The 17,426-nt window shown below is 53.9% G+C and carries 17 protein-coding genes; 15 read left to right on the forward strand and 2 right to left on the reverse strand.

The window, feature by feature from the left end; all coding sequences use genetic code 11:
* Positions 1 to 18: 18 nt before the first annotated feature.
* The 15 genes from IG196_RS04385 to IG196_RS04455 all read left to right on the forward strand — a co-directional run bounded on the left by IG196_RS04385 (position 19) and on the right by IG196_RS04455 (position 14,327).
* The gene (locus IG196_RS04385; RefSeq protein ID WP_192195172.1) at positions 19 to 966 is read left to right on the forward strand and encodes a Gfo/Idh/MocA family protein; all 948 of its coding nucleotides are present in this window, start codon (positions 19 to 21) and stop codon (positions 964 to 966) included.
* Positions 967 to 983: 17 nt separating this feature from the next.
* On the forward strand, positions 984 to 1,574 hold the full coding sequence (locus IG196_RS04390; protein ID WP_192195173.1) for an acyltransferase: 591 nt from the start codon (positions 984 to 986) through the stop codon (positions 1,572 to 1,574).
* Positions 1,571 to 2,656, forward strand: a complete 1,086-nt coding sequence (locus tag IG196_RS04395) for a DegT/DnrJ/EryC1/StrS family aminotransferase (protein ID WP_192195174.1) — start codon at positions 1,571 to 1,573, stop codon at positions 2,654 to 2,656. The genes IG196_RS04390 and IG196_RS04395 overlap by 4 nt, the downstream gene beginning before the upstream one ends.
* A gap of 7 nt (positions 2,657 to 2,663) precedes the next feature.
* Complete coding sequence (locus IG196_RS04400; protein WP_192195175.1) at positions 2,664 to 4,055, forward strand: lipopolysaccharide biosynthesis protein; 1,392 nt, start codon at positions 2,664 to 2,666, stop codon at positions 4,053 to 4,055.
* 114 nt (positions 4,056 to 4,169) lie between these two features.
* Positions 4,170 to 5,387 carry a hypothetical protein gene (locus IG196_RS04405; RefSeq protein WP_192195176.1) on the forward strand — a complete coding sequence of 406 codons (1,218 nt, stop codon included), beginning with the start codon at positions 4,170 to 4,172 and terminating at the stop codon, positions 5,385 to 5,387.
* 9 nt (positions 5,388 to 5,396) lie between these two features.
* The gene (locus IG196_RS04410) at positions 5,397 to 6,476 is read left to right on the forward strand and encodes a glycosyltransferase (protein ID WP_192195177.1); all 1,080 of its coding nucleotides are present in this window, start codon (positions 5,397 to 5,399) and stop codon (positions 6,474 to 6,476) included.
* Between the two features lie 41 nt (positions 6,477 to 6,517).
* A complete protein-coding gene (locus IG196_RS04415) occupies positions 6,518 to 7,324 on the forward strand; it encodes a glycosyltransferase family 2 protein (protein ID WP_192195178.1) in 807 nt (268 codons plus the stop codon).
* Complete coding sequence (locus tag IG196_RS04420) at positions 7,321 to 8,373, forward strand: polysaccharide biosynthesis protein (RefSeq protein ID WP_192195179.1); 1,053 nt, start codon at positions 7,321 to 7,323, stop codon at positions 8,371 to 8,373. Before IG196_RS04415 ends, IG196_RS04420 begins: the two co-directional genes overlap by 4 nt.
* Before the next feature lie 4 nt (positions 8,374 to 8,377).
* Positions 8,378 to 9,505, forward strand: coding sequence for a UDP-2-acetamido-2,6-beta-L-arabino-hexul-4-ose reductase (gene wbjC, locus IG196_RS04425; RefSeq protein WP_192195180.1), 1,128 nt, complete (start codon positions 8,378 to 8,380; stop codon positions 9,503 to 9,505).
* A 24-nt stretch (positions 9,506 to 9,529) separates the two neighbouring features.
* Positions 9,530 to 10,666 carry a UDP-N-acetyl glucosamine 2-epimerase gene (locus IG196_RS04430; protein WP_192195181.1) on the forward strand — a complete coding sequence of 379 codons (1,137 nt, stop codon included), beginning with the start codon at positions 9,530 to 9,532 and terminating at the stop codon, positions 10,664 to 10,666.
* 17 nt (positions 10,667 to 10,683) lie between these two features.
* Complete coding sequence (locus tag IG196_RS04435) at positions 10,684 to 11,823, forward strand: glycosyltransferase family 4 protein (protein ID WP_225616922.1); 1,140 nt, start codon at positions 10,684 to 10,686, stop codon at positions 11,821 to 11,823.
* A 5-nt stretch (positions 11,824 to 11,828) separates the two neighbouring features.
* Positions 11,829 to 12,788: a UDP-glucose 4-epimerase family protein gene (locus IG196_RS04440; protein WP_192195182.1), complete on the forward strand. Its 960-nt coding sequence runs from the start codon at positions 11,829 to 11,831 to the stop codon at positions 12,786 to 12,788.
* Positions 12,772 to 13,332, forward strand: a complete 561-nt coding sequence (locus IG196_RS04445; protein WP_192195183.1) for a sugar transferase — start codon at positions 12,772 to 12,774, stop codon at positions 13,330 to 13,332. The genes IG196_RS04440 and IG196_RS04445 overlap by 17 nt, the downstream gene beginning before the upstream one ends.
* 14 nt (positions 13,333 to 13,346) lie before the next feature.
* The gene (locus IG196_RS04450) at positions 13,347 to 13,925 is read left to right on the forward strand and encodes an acetyltransferase (RefSeq protein WP_225616923.1); all 579 of its coding nucleotides are present in this window, start codon (positions 13,347 to 13,349) and stop codon (positions 13,923 to 13,925) included.
* Positions 13,926 to 13,967: 42 nt separating this feature from the next.
* A complete protein-coding gene (locus IG196_RS04455) occupies positions 13,968 to 14,327 on the forward strand; it encodes a VanZ family protein (protein ID WP_225616924.1) in 360 nt (119 codons plus the stop codon).
* A gap of 69 nt (positions 14,328 to 14,396) precedes the next feature.
* Here the strand turns inward: IG196_RS04455 and IG196_RS04460 are convergent, their stop codons facing one another.
* Together IG196_RS04460 and IG196_RS04465 are read right to left on the reverse strand one after the other, a co-directional pair.
* The gene (locus IG196_RS04460) at positions 14,397 to 16,658 is read right to left on the reverse strand and encodes a polysaccharide biosynthesis tyrosine autokinase (RefSeq protein WP_192195185.1); all 2,262 of its coding nucleotides are present in this window, start codon (positions 16,656 to 16,658) and stop codon (positions 14,397 to 14,399) included.
* Positions 16,655 to 17,089: a low molecular weight protein-tyrosine-phosphatase gene (locus tag IG196_RS04465; RefSeq protein ID WP_192195186.1), complete on the reverse strand. Its 435-nt coding sequence runs from the start codon at positions 17,087 to 17,089 to the stop codon at positions 16,655 to 16,657. Before IG196_RS04465 ends, IG196_RS04460 begins: the two co-directional genes overlap by 4 nt.
* Between the last annotated feature and the right edge of the window lie 337 nt (positions 17,090 to 17,426).

Here is a 17,426-nt window from a genome sequence, read left to right on the forward strand (position 1 = left end):
TCCCGTTTCTTTCTCGACATGAAAAACTTTGCCCTCATCGGCGCTGCCGGTTACATCGCTCCGCGCCACATGCGTGCCATCAAGGACACGGACAACCATCTGGCGGTGGCCTACGACATCAACGATTCGGTCGGCATCATCGACAGCATCTCGCCGCAGAGCGAGTTCTTCACCGAGTTCGAACGCTTCTACGAGCACGCGCAGCAGCTCAAGCGCAATCCCGCGACGGCGCTGGACTACGTGGCGATCTGCAGCCCCAACTACCTGCACCATCCGCACATTGCCGCTGGCCTGCGCTTGGGTTGCGACGTGATCTGCGAGAAGCCCCTGGTACCCACGCCGGACCTCGTCGACGAACTGCAACGCGTTGAAAAGGAAACCGGCAAGCGCGTCTTCAACATCTTGCAGCTGCGCCATCACGAGGCCATCCTGAAGCTGCGCGACAAGGTGGCAGCGGCGCCCGCGGATACCAAATTCGACGTCGAACTGACCTACATCACCTCTCGCGGCAAGTGGTACATGGAAAGCTGGAAGGGTGACAACCGCAAGTCGTTCGGCGTGGCAACCAACATCGGCGTGCACTTCTACGACATGCTGCACTTCATCTTCGGCAAGCTGCAGCGCAACGTGGTGCACTACAGCGGCACGGCCAAGGCGGCGGGCTATCTCGAATACGAGCGCGCACGCGTTCGCTGGTTCTTGTCCATCGACGCCAATGATCTGCCGGCCGATGTGAAGGGCAAGAAGACCACCTTCCGCAACATCGACATCAGCGGGGAGAAGCTCGAGTTTTCGGAAGGCTTCACCGACCTGCACACGGTGAGCTACAAGGAAATTCTGGCCGGCCGCGGCTATGGCCTCGAGGATGCGCGCCACTGCATCGAAACCGTGAACGTGATCCGCAGCGCCACGCCGGTTCAAGGCGAGCAGGGCGAAGTGCATCCATTCGTGCGGCAGCTCGCCTGACGCCCCGCGAGACCGGCATGGCATACAACGCCCACCCCACCGCAATCGTCGACGAGGGCGCCCGCATCGGCGACGGCACCCGCATCTGGCACTGGGTGCACGTCAGCGCACAGGCGTCCATCGGCGAGGGCTGCTCGCTAGGGCAGAACGTCTACGTCGGCAACGACGTGACCATCGGCCACAACGTCAAAATCCAGAACAACGTCAGCGTCTACGACGCAGTCACCCTAGAAGACGACGTGTTCTGCGGGCCGAGCATGGTCTTCACCAATGTCTACAACCCGCGCTCGGCCGTCGCGCGCAAGGACGAATACCGCCGCACCCTCGTGAAGCGCGGCGCGACGCTGGGCGCCAATTGCACCATCGTCTGCGGCAACACCGTGGGCGAATACGCTTTTGTCGGCGCCGGCGCCGTGATCAACAAGAACGTGCCGGCCTATGCGCTCATGGTCGGCGTGCCCGCCAGGCAGATCGGCTGGATGAGCGAATTCGGCGAGCAACTCGCGTTGCCGCTGCAAGGCGCAGCAGAAGCCATTTGCGCGCACACCGGCGCGCGCTATGTACTCGACGGCAATGCCGTGACCAAGTTGGATGCCAAGACGCCATGATCGAATTCATCGACCTCAAGACCCAGCAAGCCCGCATCAAGGACCAGATCGATGCGGCGATTCAGCGCGTGCTGGCGCATGGTCAATACATCCTCGGGCCGGAAGTGGCCGAACTGGAAGAGAAGCTGGCGGCCTATACCGGCGCCAAGCATTGCATCACTGTGGCCAATGGCACGGATGCTTTGCAGATCGCCCAAATGGCGCTTGGCATCGGGCCCGGTGATGAAGTCATTACGCCGGGCTTTACCTACATCGCCACTGCGGAAACCGTGGCGCTGCTGGGCGCCAAGCCGGTGTACGTGGACATCGACCCGCGTACCTACAACCTGGACCCGGCGCTCCTGGAGGCTGCGATCACGCCGCGGACCAAGGCCATTGTTCCGGTGAGCCTGTATGGCCAGTGCGCGGACTTCGACGCGATCAATGCAATTGCCGCGAAGCACGGAATTCCTGTGATTGAGGATGCGGCGCAGAGTTTTGGCGCTATTTACAAGGGGCGTAAAAGCTGCAATCTCAGCACGATTGCGTGTGCGAGTTTCTTCCCCAGCAAGCCACTGGGCTGCTATGGCGACGGTGGAGCCATCTTCACCAACGATGACGAATTGGCCAAAGTGATGCGGCAGATTGCTCGGCATGGACAGGATCGGCGCTACCACCACATTCGCGTGGGAGTAAATAGTAGATTGGATACGTTGCAGGCTGCGGTACTGCTAACGAAGTTGGAAATCTTCGACGACGAAATCGCTAGCCGTCAGCGTGTAGCTGCGGAATATGGGCGCCTATTGGGAGAGGCCGGCATTGCGGCCATTCCATATGTCGAGTCACATAACCAAAGTGCGTGGGCTCAATACACTGTACGTGTCGACAAGCGAGAGGCGCTGCAAGTGCGTATGAAGCAGGCTGGAGTGCCGACCGTTGTGCATTACCCCATTCCTTTGAACAAGCAGCCCGCAGTGACAAATGAAGAGGCCAATGTACCCGTGGGGGACATGATAGCAAAAGATGTGCTGAGCTTGCCGATGCATGCGTACCTGACTCCCTCTGAGCAAATCCTGATTATTTTGGCCTTGACCGCCCCCTAGTCCGAAAATGCCAGTTCGACGTATTGGAGCGGCGTTACGCGCCAAATTTCAATCCCTCAAGCGTACTGACGCTATACGTTCGGTCGGTGTGTTGGTAGGAGGCACCGCTTTCGCACAGGCACTTGCATTTTTGGCGCTTCCAGTCATCACACGCCTATATACGCCTTCTGATTTCAATGTGCTTGCAATTTTCTCCTCCATTCTTTCGATCATTTCGGTGATTGCATGCATGCGATTAGAGATTTCGATCCCGATGCCAGAGGGAGACGAGGATGCGGTCAACCTGCTTGCCTTGGCTTTATGTGCTTGCTCTGCAATTTCTGCACTAACGGGAATTACGGTTTGGCTCTTTCCAGATTCAATCGTGAAATTGGTGGATTTGCCTGCGTTAAAAGATTATTTGTGGCTGTTGCCTTTTGGAGTTTGGTTGGCTAGCGCGTACGCAGCAATGCAATTTTGGACTACCCGAAAAAAACGCTTTGGAATTATTGCGGGAACCCGTATGACCCAAGCTGTTAGCGGCGTAGGAGTGCAGCTCGGATTTGGAATAAATGGAGTTGCCCCTCTTGGATTGCTATTGGGACAGATCGCCAACAATGGCGCCGGTCTATATGGTCTGGTACGCGCCATGCTTAAAAAGGATCGAGGGGTTTTCGAAAGCATAAGCTGGAGAAATATGCGCCGCATGCTCCGAAAATATGATCGATTTCTAAAGTACTCAACATTTGAGGCGCTGGCAAATACCGCCGCAATCCAAATGCCAATCATAATTATTGGCGCGTTGGCCATCGGGCCGGAGGCCGGATATTTGATGTTGGCGATGCGTGCAATGACTGTGCCACTAGGTCTTATTGGTAGCGCCGTTTCGCAGGTTTACTTATCCCGTGCATCCGAAGAATCGCGCATCGGACGCTTGGTCCCATTTACACTGGAGAATTTGAAAGGCTTGGTCAGAAGCGGAGTTGGTCCATTGATATTTGCCGGACTCGTCGCTCCGATTTTGTTTCCCTTGATGTTCGGCACGAAATGGCAGCGAGCGGGAGAATTGGTTGCATGGATGACGCCTTGGTTTGTCATGCAGTTTCTTACTTCTCCAATTTCTATGGCACTTCACATAACCAATAACCAGCGTGTGGCCCTAGCTATTCAGCTGTTTGGGCTCATCCTTCGTGTTGGAGCTGTCTGTGTTGCTGGTTGGGCAATGCCGATGTATGTTGCTGAAGTGTATGCCATCTCCGGATTTGTTTTTTATCTCCTTTATCTTCTAGTGATATTCGTTGTACTAGAAATAAAAGCGAAGGAGGTGCTGAAATTGGCGCACAACAGTCGGGTGGCTTTGGTTCTTTGGGTAGTTGCCGGAGTCGCAATCGTGAGTATTTTTCGCGCACAAGGCTTTTAGCATTCGACGCTTTCCCCCGATTTAGGCGTGTCGAAAATCATCCTGAAATGCTGGGGAGGGATTGATGAATTCAGCCGAGGGTTGCAATTTTGTTAATTGGTGATAGGGATTAAATTGAATTCTTCAGCGGCATCAGAGCGTTTTGCAAAGGCAGTTTTTGTCTTGTTCCAAATAAAGATAATCACATTCATATTGTGGTTTTTCTTTGATAAGCCCGATGTATGGATTTCAAATTTTCTGACTTATCCCATCGGGGTGATGGGATTTTTCTGCGCTGCGGCCGAGTTCTTTAAAAAAAATTCGAGATCTCGGATGACAGTGGGAGGGCTTTTGACAGTGATGCTGCTTGGCTCTATTTCTATTTCTGTCTTACTGCAAAACCTCTTGCTCAATGACTCCATAATAATCGAAGGAATGACGCCCGGAGTCGTCTCTCTCACGTATCTCCTTGTTGGAATGGTCTGGTTTTTTTTGGGGGCATCGGTTCAGGCGATAAGCCCTGAAGGCTTGAATAGAAAAATAATATTTCTTCCTGCCGTAGTTCTTCTGCTTTGTGTGATTGCTAATCTGAACGAAGGATTGATATTGGACTATAAGTCAATATCCAGCGAAAAGGCAGGTGATTTGGAGATATCTCATCTGACGATCGGATCCTATGCTGTCATCGCTTCTTTGATGGCTATTGCATTTTTCAATAGACCGTTCAAGTTGATTGCTTGCGTTGTTGGCGCGCTTTTATTTTTCTTTTTGGGTGGCCGCGCAAATCTCTTTATTTTCATCTTGACCTGCGGAATTTTTTACCTTCCGAAGTTGGGGTTGACGCGTTCAGTCATCGTATTTTTTGCTCTCGCTCTATTTTCCGTTGCGCTGCTCTTTGTGTTTAATTTTGACCTCACTGATCCCCAAGTTCAGAAGATGATTTTTTATGACGGAATTTCGCAAGATCAATCCGAAGTAGCGCGCGATATTTTTTTTCAGGGAGCGTTGGAAGGGTTGTCTAGGCAAGCGCTGTATGGAGACCCTGCTTACTTGATTGAAAAATTCTACTCCTTGGGGGCATATTCCCATAATTTGCTGAGCGCATGGCAGTTTTTTGGAATGGTGCCATTTTTTATTTTTTCGACTTCTATTGTCTATGTCTTGAGAAAGATAATCTCGCACAGATCGGTTTTGAAAAACCCGATGGATGAATTCGGTGTTTTGTTATTTATTTTCTGCGTGATTTCTGTTGTTTTTGCGAAGTCAATTAACTTCAATCCTTTTTGGATGGCGTTGGGTTTTTGGCTGTTTAGGTTGAGTGGCGTCAAGTTTAAAAAGCATAGGCCTATTTGAGTATTTCTGATGAAGACTAGACGTGTTGAGTATTTTTCTTGCTTCAATCCTCAAGATTTTCCAGGCATTTTTAGGAAAATAGATGACTCTGTGTTGTCGTTGAGGAAGTCAGGACTTGATGCTGAGAATCGAAATTTCCTTGCGAATTTTCGTGGATTTATCGACTTTGCCTTTTCTCTTTTTAAGACGAATGCAGATGTTGTTGTTGTGAGGAATTTTTTTCAAATTCCAATATTCTTCCCTGTTTTTGTTTATCTTAGATTGCGTCGAAAATATCTAGTCATTGATATACCAACTCCGCTGGCAGTGGTGTTGAAAGAATTCGATCTGCGGGAAAGGATGAGCAAATGGGCAATACGAGCGAGAAAGGGGATGGTTTCTCTTTTTTATCCATATGCCTTGTTTCCGTTTAATAGGGTGATCCATTATGCCGAAGAGTCTGCTTATTTTTCTTTTGGTTTGAAAGGAAAAATAGAGTTAATGGCTAACGGGATTGATGTTGAGAGATATGAGTTGAAGAAGAAGGACGTTTCGTTGGCGGAAAATTCGATCGTCTTGCTGGCCGTGGCAAAGGTCTCGGCTTGGCATGGCTTTGACCGGGTGTTGAGTGGAATTTCGAATTATGTTTCCTCCAAGTCGGCTGATATAGATTTAAAGCTCTATATTGCCGGGGATGGAGATGAAATAGAAAATCTAAAAAAGATTGCGGAGAGGCTTAAGATCTCAGAAAATGTCTCTTTTTTGGGATTTAAGTCACACAATCAATTGGGTGCATACTTTGATATTGCAGATATTGGCGTTTCTTCCCTGGGGCTTCACCGGAAGGGGCTCGACTCTGCATCCAGTTTGAAAACTAGGGAGTATGCGGCCCGTGGATTACCAATGATTGTTTCGGGTCAGGATCTGGATTTGCTTCCAAATCCGCATTTTGCGCATCTTGTGCCAAATAGCGATGAGCCAATAGATATGCTCAAAGTGATTCGGTGGTATGAGAGTCTTCCAAAAAATGGAATCAACAGAGAAGTGATAAGAAGTTTTGCGTTAGAAAGAATGGATTTTAAGAATAAAGTTAAATTCTTCCTTCCTTAAGTGTGGAGTCCTGTTTTTTGAGCGCAAAACCGAGGAATTAAATGGTGCAGAAGATTGGTTTTATTTCTGTTAATTATAAAAACTTCGAGGTCACGCGAGACCTCTGTAAATCATTGGAATCCCAAAGTGGGTTGGGGGAGCTCTTTGAAATTGAATGCATTATTGTTGATAATTCAGAGTCGGAGGACCAAGTAAAAGAGTTGAGTTCTTTCGAATTTCCTCGGTTAAACATGAGGGTGATAGATGCAAAACGCAATGTCGGATATTTCGGGGGGCTCAATCTGGGGTTGCGCGAAACGAATTCCAAATATGTTGTGATTTGCAACAATGACTTGAAATTCCATGAGGAGTTTTGCGCTATTTTAATTTCTCAAGATTACGACCCCTCCGTTTTTTCCATTGCGCCAGATGTTGTTACGGTTGATGGATATCGGCAAAATCCGCATGTTCTTAGGCCGATGAATTGGTTTAGACGTATGCAACTCGATCTTTATTATAGTAATTACTACATTGCACGCTTCATGCTCGTGCTATTGGCTGTGCTACGACCAAGACGCAGGAGGTTGCCAGTCTTGCACGAAGGACAGGAAATTCATATGGGGATTGGGGCTTGTTATGTTCTTATGCCTGGGTTTTTAAATAAATTCAATAAATTGAATTTTCCCAATTTTCTATATGGTGAGGAGGCGTACTTTTCTAAACAAATACATGATGCAGGAGGCATTTTGTGGTACGAGCCAAAATTGAATGTAATCCATGCCGAGAGCTTGTCGACCGCTAAGATTCCTAAGCGGCAGACTTATGAGTATGCAAAAGAGGGATATCCCGAATACAGGAGAATGCTGTGAATAAATGGGGCACTTCAGGAACTTTGCTGATTACAGGCGGTACCGGTTCATTTGGCAACGCAGTGCTTCGTCGGTTTTTAAATTCCGAGATTTCTGAGGTTCGTGTTTTTAGCCGAGACGAAAAAAAGCAGGATGACATGCGCAAACGCTACAACCATCCCAAGCTAAAGTTCTATATCGGCGATGTGCGTGATTCCCGAAGCGTGAGCGACGCCATGCGGGGCGTGGACTATGTTTTTCATGCGGCAGCGCTTAAACAGGTACCGTCGTGTGAGTTCTATCCAATGCAAGCGGTGCGCACCAACGTGCTCGGTACCGAGAACGTTCTAGAAGCGGCGATCGCGGCAGGCGTAAAGCGCGTTGTGTGCCTCAGCACCGACAAGGCGGTCTACCCCATTAACGCCATGGGCATCAGCAAAGCCATGATGGAAAAGGTGATGGTCGCTGCCAGTCGGAATCTGGAAAGTACGAACACCGTTATTTGTGGCACCCGCTATGGCAACGTCATGGCGTCGCGCGGGTCGGTCATTCCGCTGTTCGTCGAACAAGTACTCGCAGCCAAGCCCATCACCGTGACCGACCCGTCCATGACGCGCTTCATGATGACGCTGGAAGATGCAGTCGAGTTGGTCCTACACGCCTTCGAAAACGGCAATAACGGCGACATCTTTGTGCAGAAGGCGCCGGCGGCCACGGTGCAGGTGCTGACGCAGGCCATCCTGGACTTGATGGGCAAGCCGAATCATGAGGTGCGCGAGATCGGTACGCGCCATGGCGAAAAGCTCTACGAAGCGCTGCTCAGCCGAGAGGAAATGGCCTGCGCCGAAGATCAAGGTAACTACTACCGCGTGCCGCCCGACGGCCGCGACCTCAACTACGCCAAATTCGTGGAAGAGGGCGAGAAGCGCATCACCTACAGCACGCACGGTGAAGACTACAACTCTCACAACACCAGCCGCCTCGATGTGGAAGGCATGAAGAAGCTGCTACTCAAGCTCGACTTCATGCAACGCATTGCGCGTGGTGAGCGGGCCGAGACACAGGATTAAGACGATGAAGGTGTTGATTACTGGTGCGCGTGGTTTCGTGGGCAAGAATCTCCAACTGCATTTGACCGAGCGCAAGGATGTGCAAGTGGTGTGCTTCACCCGCGACGATGACGTGGAGCAACTGCCGACGTTCTTGCAGAATGTGGACTTCGTCTTCCATTTGGCAGGCGTCAACCGTCCGCAAGACCCGCGGGAATTCGCCACCGGCAACGCAGAGCTCACGCAGAGCCTCTGCAGCGCCGTGGGGGCCGTTGCCAAAGCCAGCGGGAAGAAAGTGCCGATCGTCTACACCTCGTCTACCCAGGCGGGGCGCGACAACCCTTACGGCCACAGCAAGCGTGGAGCGGAAGAGGCGCTGCAAGCAGTAGCTCTCGGCCATGGTGTCCCGGTGCACCTCTTCCGTTTGCCCAACGTGTTCGGCAAATGGTGCCGGCCCAACTACAACTCGGCCGTGGCCACCTTCTGCCACAACATTGCGCGTGACCTACCGATCCAGGTCAACGACCCGGCGGCTGCCGTCACGCTGGTGTATGTAGACGATGTCATCGAGCGGTTCGTTCAGCTCATGGATGGCGCCGACGCCACCGTGGACGCAGACGGTTTTGCGACCGTTGCACCGCAGTACACCACCACGGTGGGCGAGTTGGCCCGGCAGATTCAGTCGTTCAAGGACAGCCGAAACACGCTCATGACCGACCGCGTGGGAACGGGCTTGGTGCGCGCGCTCTATTCGACCTATGTGAGCTATCTGCCGCCCGAGTCGTTTGCCTATACGGTGCCGCAGTACGGCGATGCGCGCGGTGTGTTTGTCGAGATGCTCAAGACGCCGGACGCAGGCCAATTCTCGTTCTTCACCGCACACGCGGGCATCACGCGAGGTGGTCATTACCACCATAGCAAGACGGAGAAGTTTCTGGTCATCAAGGGCCAAGCGCGCTTCAAGTTCCGGCACATGCACACCGGCGAATCCCATGAGCTGGTCACCTCCGGTGATAAGCCTGAAATCGTCGAAACCGTGCCCGGCTGGACGCATGACATCACCAACATAGGCGTCGAAGAAATGATTGTCATGCTCTGGGCCAACGAGGTATTCGACCGTGCGCGACCCGACACCTTTGCTTGCCCGCTGTAGATCTTTGGACTTTCTATCTTCCCCATGAAAAAACTCAAGGTCTTGACCGTAGTGGGCACCCGCCCCGAGATCATCCGTCTGTCGCGTGTACTGGCCCGACTCGATGAGCATTGCGATCACGTGCTGGTGCATACCGGCCAGAACTACGACTACGAACTGAATCAGGTCTTCTTCGACGACCTGGGCGTGCGCAAGCCCGATCACTTCTTGAACAGCGCGGCCAATGCCACCAGCGCGGCGCACACCATCGGCAACCTCATCATCGCGGTCGACCAGGTGCTGGGCGAGGTGCAGCCCGAGGCGATGCTGGTGCTGGGCGACACCAACAGCTGCCTCTCAGTAATCCCGGCCAAGCGTCGCAAAATTCCGATTTTTCATATGGAGGCGGGCAACCGTTGCTTCGACCAGCGTGTGCCCGAAGAAACCAACCGCCGCATCGTGGACCACACGGCGGACGTCAACCTGACCTACAGCACCATCGCGCGCGACTACCTGTTGCGCGAGGGCTTACCACCTGATCTGGTCATCAAGACCGGTAGCCCGATGTTCGAGGTGTTGACGCACTATCTCCCGCGCATCGAAGCGTCCGATGTGCTGGAGCGTCTGAGTTTGGAGGCTGAGCAGTACTTCGTGGTCAGCGCCCACCGCGAAGAGAACATCGAGTCACCTCAGTCATTTGCAAAGCTGGTGGCGGTGTTGAATGCCGTGGCCGAAGACCACGGTCTGCCGGTCATTGTGTCGACGCACCCGCGCACGCAGAAACGTATCGACGCGACCGGCGCGCGCTTTCATCCGCAGGTGCGCCTGTTGAGGCCGCTGGGCTTTCACGACTACGTGAAGCTGCAGCTCTCGGCGCGGGCCACGCTGTCCGACAGCGGCACGATCAACGAAGAGTCGTCGATCCTGAATTTTCCGGCGCTCAACTTGCGCGAGGCGCACGAGCGGCCCGAAGGCATGGAAGAGGCGGCCGTGATGATGGTAGGCCTCGAGGTGGATCGTGTGCGCCAAGGCCTGGCCATTCTGGAGAGCCAGCCGCGAGGCGATGCGCGCGGCCTGCGCCAAGTGGCCGACTACAGCATGCCGAACGTATCGGACAAGGTGCTGCGCATCGTTCACAGCTACACCGACTATGTGAATCGCGTAGTCTGGAAAAAGTATTGACTACCGACCATCACCGGATGTCCAAGATTTGGGTTGTTTCTGAATACACGAGTTCCAAACAGAACTCGACCGGCTATTTCTGGGAAAAGGCGATACATCAACTGAAATCCGATGGGTTGCAAGTGGATGTTTTGACGCTGAAAGAGGCTGTAAAAAATACCACCAAGAAGTCAATTGTAGAAAGAGCGGGAGCAAAATTAATGGCGGCCGCCAAACTCGCGTGGGCTACCGGACGCAAGGCACAAAAGGGTGACATCGTTTTTTCAGGAACAAATCCTGAAACACTGCTTTTTGTTTTGGCGCTGCTGCGCAAACTAATTAGATTTCGCTGGTATGTTTTGGTCCATGATGTTTTTCCTGAAAATCTCGTCCCCGCTGGAATTCTCAAAAAGGAAAGTGTATATTTTCGAATATTGAAAACGATTTTTGATTGGGTCTATGCCCAGCCGGATCGTCTTTTTGTGATCGGACGGGATATGAAAGAGTTGGTGGATGAAAAAACAGGAAATCCAGCAAGAAGTTTTTTTGTTCACAACTGGGTCGACGCAGATCAAATTTTTTCGCTTGCAAAGAAAAAATCAAAACTGATCAAAAGTTTAGGGTGGGAGGAGAAAACGGTTTTCCAATTTTTTGGAAATATGGGTAGGGTTCAAGGAATACCGAATATCTTGCGGGCTATAGATCAGGTAAGTTCTGAGCGGGCGGCGTTTCTTTTCATTGGAGCCGGGGCGTGTGTTGATTTGGTTTCAAAATACAAAAAAGAAAATCCAGAAAAAAGCTTTCATTACTTTGGGGAGCTCCCACAGGAACAAAAAAATGAGGGGCTCGCTGCTTGCGATGTGGCCTTGATTTCGCTGGAGCCAGGCATGTATGGACTGGGTGTACCCAGTAAAGCTTATTTCAGTATGGCAGCCGATCGCCCCATCTTGGCTGTCATGGATGCCCGCTCCGAAATTTCTCTGACAGTAGAAGAGAACGATATTGGCTGGAGTTGTGAAGCGGATAATCCCGAAAAAATAGCAAGAACTATCGACCTCATCTGCAATATGGATCTGTCTAGATACGAAGGACGCTCGAAAAAGGCATTGCAGGAGAAGTACTCGAGCACTGTAGCGTTGACCAAACTCAGCGGTCTCATGCAGGCCGATATGGCTTAGGTCACATGCAAAAAATCATAGCTGTTACTGGTGCTGCCGGTTTCATCGGTGGGGCGGTGGTTGAGGCTTGCAGAAAGCGTGGTCGCGAGGTGCGCGCGTTGACGCGAAAGCAATCCACGAAGAATGCGGGTTCATTCGCTGTCGGAGAGATTGGTCCGAATACGCGTTGGAACGAGGCGCTGCAGGGCGTGGAGTGCGTTGTTCACTGTGCGGCTCGGGCGCATGTATTGAAGGAAACGACCTCAAATCCGCTGGGGGAGTTTCGCCGAGTCAATCGGGATGGGACCTTGCGCTTGGCGGAGCAGGCGGCGGCTGCGGGAGTCCGCCGATTCGTATTTCTCAGTTCCATTGGGGTGATGGGTCAAGGGACCGATGGTCGCCCCCCTTTTTCCGAAGTCGATGAAGCGAGGCCAATGTTGGACTACGCCGTCTCCAAGTGGGAAGCAGAGCAAGGACTGAAGGACATTGCAGAGCGCACGGGTCTGGAAGTCGTGAGCTTGCGGCCACCTCTGGTCTATGGGCCGGCGGCACCGGGTAATTTTGATCGCCTTATGCGATCGCTTCTCAGGGGCGTGCCTCTACCCCTTGGCTGGGTCAATGGCAATCGGCGCAGCTACGTCGGCATCCAGAATTTGGTGGATCTGATCGTGACCTGCACCGATCATCCTGCTGCTGTGTCTCAGGCCTTTCTGGTCTCGGATGGCGAAGATGTGTCTACAGCTGAGTTGCTTCGCCGCATGGGGAGCGCACTGGAGACCTCCCCTCACCTTCTTCCTGTTCCTGTATGGATGCTGAAGCTCGGGGCGGGACTTGTGGGGAGGGCCTCGATCGCACAGAGCCTTTGCGGCTCATTGCAGGTGGACAGCAGCAAGGCTCGGCGATTGCTCGGCTGGCAGCCCCCACTAAGTCTCGATGAAGGATTGAAGCAAGCTGCAGAAGGATATTTGCGTGAAGCGTCTGTTTGATTTGTTGTTGGCGTTGTGTGCTGGGGTGGTCTTGTTGCTGCCTGTCGCGATGGTCGCACTGGCGGTGCGTTTGACTTCGCGCGGCCCCGCTCTTTATTGGTCTGACCGTGTCGGCAGCAAGAACCGCATCTTCAGGATGCCCAAGTTCCGGAGCATGCGGGTCGGCACGCCCGCGGTCGCGACGCACTTGCTGTCTGACCCCAAGGTGTACTTGACGCCGATTGGCTCTTTTTTGCGCAAAAGCAGCCTTGATGAGTTGCCGCAGTTATGGAGCATTTTGGTCGGCGACATGAGTTTTGTTGGGCCTCGTCCGGCACTCTTTAATCAGCAGGATCTGATCGATCTGCGGACGCAGCATGGTGTCCATGTATTGGTGCCGGGTCTCACGGGCTGGGCACAAGTGAACGGGCGAGATGAGTTGCCCATTCCGGCAAAGGTCCAGCTTGACGTCGAATATCTTCAGCGTCGCTCGTTCTGGTTTGATATCCGCATCCTGTGGCTTACCTTCGTGAAGGTGCTGAGGCGCGAAGGTGTGACGCACTGAATATGGGAGAGCAGTTGAAAAAGCGCTTGCTGATCATTGGGGCGGGCGGTCATGGACGTTCCGTTGCCGAGGCCGCATTGCTCGGGCAGGACTATGCATTGACGGCATTTCTGGATGATGCGGCCAAGCCAGAGCAGCATCATTTATGGGGCTGCCCGGTCTGGGGCACAACGGCAATGCTGGCCGACTGTCGCGGCCGAATCGATACGGTGATCGTGGCGATCGGCAATAACGCATTGCGTGAAGCCCTGCACCAGCAAGTAAAGGCGCAGGGATTGACGCTGGCGATGGTTGTTCATCCGGCAGCCATGGTGTCGCCCACAGCCACCATCGGGGAGGGCAGTGCAATCATGGCCGGCGCTATCGTCGGAACCGGGGCTCAGCTGGGCGAGGGCGTGATCGTCAACTGTGGCGCCGTTGTCGATCATGACTGTGTGGTGGAGTCATTCGGCCATCTCGGTGTTCATGCTGGCATGGCCGGGGGCAGTGTGCTCGGGCGTTCAGCATGGATGCCCGTGGGCTCAGCGCTCGCTTATGGCGTCAAGGTTCCCGCTGGGCGTGTGCTGCGAGCGGGCGAAGTGGTCGAGGCTTGAAGTGGTGCCCCATGCTGTCCGTGCCCAGAAGAGCGTAGGCAGGTGAAGTCGAAGATCGCTTTGCTATCGGTCTGGGCTTTCTGGGCCTGCGTTTGCGCGATTCTTGTGCTGTCGCTCGCGCCTCCCTCGACCCCCATGCCCAGCACCGGCTGGGACAAGAGCAATCATGTCCTCGCTTTTGCAACATTGGCCTTCTTGGCACACAAGGCGTGGCCGGGGCGCTTATGGCTGTGGCTGCCTAGCTTGCTGGCCTACGGTGCACTCATCGAGACATTGCAGTCTTTCACGCCTGATCGATACGCTGAATGGAGCGACCTTTGGGCAGATGGTCTCGGGCTGCTTGTTGGGGAAATTTTCGCGCGGCTGACGTGGTGGCTGGCTCAGCGACAAATCGGTCGCTGATTCTCCTGCCTTGCGGAAGCTCCCTGAAGAGCCCCGATGGAGAGCGGCTCCCTTGCCGCGTCCCGCTAATTATTCCGAGGCTACCCCAGCTTCTTTGTACTTGTATTCGGTGTAGCGATAGCCACCGTACTTGTAGCCATAGCTGCCATAGTGCCTGCGCGAGAGGTCCATGCCATTGAAGACCACGCCGTTGACTTGCTGGCCAGCATGCGCAAGGCGCTTGACGCTCTCGTTCAATTCGCCCAACTGGGTCAGGTTGTCGCGAGCGACCAGCAGCACAGCACCTGCATGCGCAGCAACTGCAGCGGCATCAGCGGCTACCAGCACCGGCGGGCTATCGATCACCACCAGGTCGTAGCGTTCCGAGAAGGCGTCCAGCAACTCGCCAAGCGCTGACGACAGCATCATGTTGGCGGGATTGAACGGGTAGGCGCCCGTGGTCAGGACGTCCAGGTTCGGGACGACTTGAGCATGAATCGCTTGCTCGGGCGTCATCTCGCCTGACAGTACGTCCGCCAAGCCGCCCTTACGTGGCAACCCGAAGGCTTTTTGAAGATGGCCTTTGCGTAGGTCGGCATCGATCAACAGAACACGCTTACCGGCTTGCGCCATGATGACGGCGAAATTGCCGGAGACGAAGCTCTTGCCCACGCCAGGCGTAGCGCCCGTGATGAGCACACGGTTGTTCCCGGTCTCCATCAAAGTCAGCTGCAGGGAAACACGTAGATTACGCAGGCTCTCGATGGCAAGGCTCTCGGGGGACGTCACGGCCAGCAATTGCACACCCTTCGCGCCGCCTGCAATATGCTCCAGAAGCGTTTCCTGCTCGAGCGCCAGTGGCACAACGGAATAGACGTTGAGGCCGAGACGCTCCTCGATTTCTTGAGGGTTCTGGATGCCGCTCGAAAGCTTGCTTCGGACAATGGCGAATGCCACACCCGCCAGCAATCCGAGCACTAGAGAAAGCGCGACAACCAGTGATTTCTGCGGTTTGACGGCCTTCTTCGGTTCGACAGCGGTATCGAGCAGTCGCACGTTGCCGATCTTGCCTTCCTTCACAAGGCGCAGTTGCAGTGAACTATTGAGCAGCGACTTGTAGAGCTCACCATTGACACGCACATCGCGCTCGAGCCGCAAGGCGTCACGTTGAACAGCCGGCATGGCACTGACACGGGTCTCGAGGCCCTCAATCTCATGGCGAATGGCCGCGATCTGGCCGTCGATCATTCGGACCTTTGGATTGCTCTCCGTGAAGCGCGAAAGCAGTTCGCGTCGCAGTTGTTGAGATTCCAGCAGCTTGGTCTGCAGCTGTACCGACATGGTCAGAGCAGCCTTGGCCTCTTCATCGAAAGCGACGGTGCCGTTCTGGTTGCGAAAGCGTGCGTACGCGTCTTCAGAGTCTTCGAGTTGTTGCTTGAATTCCGGAAGCTGCCGGTCAAGAAATTCAATGGTTTTTTCGGCCTCGGCGGCTTTACGCTCAACGTTCTGGCGAACGTATTGAGCGCCGATTTCGTTGAGCGTGCTCCGCAGGCGGTCACGGTCGCTGTCTTCGAGCGAAACACTGATCACGTTCGACTGCTTGCCCTGTTCTCCCAATTGGAGACGCTTTTGAAGATCTTCGATGGTGGTGAGCAACGATGCGCGCGAGACCAAGAATTCGGCGCCGGGTTTGCCGTCGAGTCGCGATACCACCAAGGCGATGGTTCCTTCGGGAATCTGCTGGTTGAGCACCTTGCCGACAGTGCCGGTCAATGGTTCGGCAAGATCGGGATGGCTCAGCGTGTATTGATCACCGGCCAGCGCGGTGATCGTGAAGGGCTTCTGGTCTTCGAACGTGGAAGGCACGTCGAACTTGGCAATGTTGACCGTTTCGGTGCCAGAAACGTAGCCCCCGATGCCAAGAAAGCCTGGACTCGACAGTTCCTTGGCACGCCTTGAAAACCATTCGCCTATGAGCGGCAGGTAGCGTGGCTGCGCATCGATATACAGCTGCTTTGCCTCGATGGCGCCTCCAATGACTAGCCTCGAGCGGATGATCTGGATTTCACCCGTAGCTGGTGTCTTCACATCGAAGAGGTTTGCGGTGTCACCAAGAAAGTTCTTGGCGTCTGGAGCGGAGTCTTCGACCTGAATCAAAAGGTTGGATTGATAGATCGGCGTAGCCAGGAGCGCATAGGCCGTACCGATGACGAGGGCGACGGCGGTAACGCCTGCCACCAGCCACTTTCGGTCGAGCAAGATATCGAAGTACTCGGACAGATGAATTGAATCGTTGTCATCGTCGCGCGCGAGTGCTGCGGAAGGAGCCGAAGTGGAAGCAGAAGAAGTCATGAGAGTTTGCGAATGCGTTCGGCCCAGGCTTGGGCGCCGTCAGCGATGAGTTGCAGGGCGTACTCGAAGGCCGGACGGCCCATGCGATAGGGATCGGGAATGTCAACGCGTGCGACTTCGCCCAAGCGAAACAGCTTGCCCCGGGTTAACGGATGGCGCTGCCCGATGTGAATCCGCTGGGCTTCGTCCATCGCAAGAATGAGGTCTGCCTGTTGGCACATCTGCCCTGTAAGTTGGCGTGCCCGGTGGGCCTCGATGTCGATGCCACGTTCGGCCATGAGTTTGCGTGCAATCGGATCTGCCGGGTGCCCGACCAGGGCTCCGGTCCCCGCTGACGTGACTTGAACCTGCGGCAATGCTGCAGCGATCAATGCTTCACCCATCGGGCTACGGCAGATGTTGCCAATGCATACCACCAGAACAGATTTCATGAGACTTGGCTCCCTGCGAAGGCTTGTGCCTCTGTTGTCAGACTCAACGTATTGCGTGCCGCATGCTTCATGTCCGGCATGAAGCACATGTCATTCAGAAATGTCCTAGCCATTTGTCCTTCGTTGAGCGATTGAATCGCGCTATCTAAATAAAGAGAGACGAAGGATGGGGAGGCACGCCCTTGACATTGTAGTCAGGGCATCGGCGCTCACTCCCTCGTGGCGTTGGTCAAGCCGCAGGCTTTCTGGCCTCAGATCGGTCGTGGCTGCCAAAGGGACAGCTGCTTGAGGGGGCTGATCAGCGGCTCTATGACCAAAGTCATGTCGATGCAAAAGA

It is taken from the genome of Variovorax sp. 38R, assembly GCF_014843395.1.
Lineage (GTDB): Bacteria > Pseudomonadota > Gammaproteobacteria > Burkholderiales > Burkholderiaceae_C > Variovorax > Variovorax paradoxus_H.